At 69.5% G+C, this 2,584-nt stretch carries 3 protein-coding genes; all 3 read left to right on the top strand.

Annotated elements, in window-relative coordinates; genetic code table 11:
- The first annotated feature begins 97 nt into the window (after positions 1-97).
- The 3 genes from tnpA (at position 98) to tnpC (ending at position 2,560) form a co-directional block, all read left to right on the top strand.
- Positions 98-508 carry an IS66-like element accessory protein TnpA gene (tnpA, locus tag DS843_RS30725; protein WP_149472601.1) on the top strand — a complete coding sequence of 137 codons (411 nt, stop codon included), beginning with the start codon at positions 98-100 and terminating at the stop codon, positions 506-508.
- A complete protein-coding gene (tnpB, locus tag DS843_RS30720) occupies positions 505-852 on the top strand; it encodes an IS66 family insertion sequence element accessory protein TnpB (RefSeq protein WP_111065522.1) in 348 nt (115 codons plus the stop codon). Before tnpA ends, tnpB begins: the two co-directional genes overlap by 4 nt.
- A gap of 79 nt (positions 853-931) precedes the next feature.
- Complete coding sequence (gene tnpC / locus DS843_RS30715; protein WP_149472600.1) at positions 932-2,560, top strand: IS66 family transposase; 1,629 nt, start codon at positions 932-934, stop codon at positions 2,558-2,560.
- Positions 2,561-2,584 lie beyond the last annotated feature (24 nt).

The following is a 2,584-nucleotide window of genomic DNA, read 5'->3' as shown; positions in this document are numbered from 1 at the left end:
GTACGCCTCCGGTGAGGGCCGCCTTGGCAAAATAGGGTCGGACGTCTGAGTTTTGCGTGGCGCGTCATCGCGCGGACGCAAACGAGTTGCAAACGTCATGGCTTATCAGCGGGTCGAGGTTCTGACGGGGACGGAGCGGCGGCGAAATTACACGCCGGCGGAGAAGGTCCGAATGGTCGAGGAGGCGTTCCGCCCCGGCGTGGTTGTGACGGAAGCGGCCCGCCGGCTGGGCGTGCACGAAAGTCTGCTGTACCGCTGGCGAGGGCTGATGAAGGCGAGCGGGACCGCCGTGGCCGAACCGTCCAGCTTCGTCGCGGTGACTATCACGCCGGAGCCGACCGTAACCGAACCGCCGGTCTTGGAGCCCCCTGAACCATTGCCGCCTCCAGCGGGGCCGACCACGATCCCGGCGATCCTCGAGGTCATCCTGCCCAGCGGGGCACGCCTGCGTCTGGAAGGGCCGGTCGATCCGGCTCTGGCGGCGGCCGTCGTCGGTGCCCTGGCATGATCCCGGTGCCGAGTGGCGTGCGGGTGTGGCTGGCCAGTGGGCACACCGACATGCGCAAGGGCTGGGCGAGCTTGGCGTTGCTGGTGCAGGAACGCTTCGCCCAAGACCCGCACAGCGGCCATCTCTTCATCTTCCGCGGACGCCGTGGCGATCTGGTGAAGATCATCTGGTATGACGGCCAGGGCAGTTGCCTGTTCATGAAGAGGCTGGAGCGGGGCCGTTTCATCTGGCCGACGCCGGCGGACGGCGCGGTGTCGATCTCGGTCGGGCAGATGGGCTATCTGCTCGAGGGCATCGATTGGCGCAACCCGCAGAAGACCTGGCGGCCGGAAGCCGCGGGGTGACTGCGACACGGTGAATCGACGCACCGGTTCAGGGGAGATTGCGGCGGCTCAACGGCGCGATCCCAGGTAAACTGGCGCCATGACCGCTGCCCCGCCCGACGATATTGACAGCCTGCGCGCCGCCTTGGCGCAGGCCGAGGCGCGGGCGGACGCGGCGGAAGCCGACGCGGCCCGGGCCAGGGCGATGGCGTCGAACACCGAGGCGCTGATCGCCAGCCTGAAGCTGGAGATCGAGAAGCTCCGGCGCGAACTCTACGGCACGCGTTCCGAGCGCAAGGCGCGTCTGCTGGACCAGTTGGAGTTCCAGCTCGAAGAGCTGGAAGCGACGGCCAGCGAGGACGAGTTGGCGGCCGAACAGGCCGCTGCCCGCATCACCGCGGTGGCGGCCTTCACCCGCAAACGGCCATCGCGCCAGCCCTTTCCCGACCACCTGCCGCGCGAGCGCGTCGTTGTGCCGGCTCCGGCGAGCTGCCCGTGCTGCGGCTCGGACAAGCTGTGCAAGCTGGGCGAGACGATCACCGAGACGCTGGAGGTGATCCCGCGCCAGTGGAAGGTGATCCAGACGGTGCGCGAGCGGTTCTCCTGCCGGGCCTGCGAGACGATCAGCCAGCCGCCGGCGCCGTTCCACACCACCCCGCGGGGCTGGGCCGGCCCCAACCTGCTGGCCACCCTCCTGTTCGAGAAGTTCGGCCAGCATCAGCCGCTGAACCGGCAGGCCGAGCGCTACGCGCGGGAAGGCGTGTCGCTCAGCCTGTCCACCCTGGCCGACCAGGTAGGCACCGCCGCCGCGGTGCTGAAGCCGCTGCACGACCTGATCGCGGCGCATGTGATGGCGGCCGGGCGGCTGCATGGCGACGACACGCCGGTGCCCGTGCTGGCCAAGGGCAAGACCGACACCGGGCGGCTGTGGGTGTATGTGCGTGATGACCGGCCGTTTGCCGGCCAAGCCCCACCGGCAGCGCTGTTCCACTATTCGCGCGACCGCAAGGGTGAGCATCCTGAACGGCACCTGGCCGGCTTCACGGGCTGGCTGCAGGCCGATGCGTTCGCCGGCTACAACCGGCTGTACGAACCCGACCGCCGGCCGGGGCCGATCAGCGAGGTGCTGTGCTGGGCACACGCCCGGCGCGGCTTCTTCAAGTTGGCCGACATCGCCATGAACACCAGACGCGGCAAGGACGCCCCGCCGATCTCACCGCTGGCGCTGGAGGCCGTGAGGCGCATCGACGCCCTCTTCGATCTTGAGCGCGCCCTGAACGGCAAGCCGGCGGCCGAGCGGCTGGCGGCACGCCAGGAGCACGGCGTCACCCTGGTAGCCGCGCTGGAGGGCTGGATGCGGACGGAGCGGGCCCGGCTCTCCCGCCATGCCCCCGTGGCCAAGGCGATGGACTACATGCTGACCCGCTGGGACGGCTTCACCCGCTTCCTCGGCGACGGCCGGCTGTGCCTGACGAACAACGCCGCCGAACGCGGCCTGCGCGGGATCGCCCTCGGGAGGAAAGCGTGGCTGTTCTGCGGCTCCGATCGCGGCGGGCAGCGGGCGGCGATCATGTACGGCCTGATCACCACTGCCAAGCTCAACGACGTCGATCCCCAGGCGTGGCTCGCCGACGTGCTGGCGCGCATCAACGACATGCCCCAAACCCGCCTGCACGAACTCCTGCCCTGGAACTGGAAGGCAATCCCCGAGCAGACGAAAGCTGCCTGACCGCGCTACTCACCGGATGCGTAC

The organism is Roseomonas genomospecies 6, assembly GCF_008365375.1.
Classification (GTDB): domain Bacteria; phylum Pseudomonadota; class Alphaproteobacteria; order Azospirillales; family Azospirillaceae; genus Azospirillum.
The sequence above is the reverse complement of the archived record's forward strand: the minus strand, read 5'-3'. Positions and strand labels throughout refer to the sequence as shown.

What these genes read in the sequence shown, in the direction of transcription:
- tnpA (WP_149472601.1), top strand. Translation starts at nt 98, where the DNA reads ATGGCTTATCAGCGGGTCGAGGTTCTGACGGGGACGGAGCGGCGGCGA.
- tnpC (WP_149472600.1), top strand. Translation starts at nt 932, where the DNA reads ATGACCGCTGCCCCGCCCGACGATATTGACAGCCTGCGCGCCGCCTTG.
- tnpB (WP_111065522.1), top strand. Translation starts at nt 505, where the DNA reads ATGATCCCGGTGCCGAGTGGCGTGCGGGTGTGGCTGGCCAGTGGGCAC.